This window comes from Acidovorax sp. SRB_24, from assembly GCF_012931925.1.
In genome coordinates this window covers 1-201 of record NZ_MWOM01000408.1, presented here as the reverse complement: position 1 = coordinate 201, position 201 = coordinate 1, and the positions used below count along the sequence as shown (strand labels likewise).

Genomic DNA, 201 nt, shown 5'->3' with positions numbered 1-201 from the left:
CTTAAAGCTCCTGATCGGGTCATACGGAAGATTGGCTCGAGTCGCCGCCACCGTCGTAAACGTCGTGGACAGCAGAACAAGCGTGTAGCCATCGGGGGTTGACTTGGCCACCAAAGAGTTCGCAATAATCCCTCCCGCTGAGGGCTTGTTGTCGATCACAACGGGCTGACCCAATGTTTCATGCAGGCGCTTTCCGATGGT

1 protein-coding gene is annotated in these 201 nt (G+C 55.7%); it reads right to left on the bottom strand.

Going from position 1 to position 201, the window contains the following annotated elements; translation table 11 throughout:
• Window positions 1-201, bottom strand: a 201-nt coding sequence (locus tag B2J89_RS22430) for a tripartite tricarboxylate transporter substrate-binding protein (RefSeq protein WP_256368874.1), incomplete at both ends; no start/stop codon positions are given.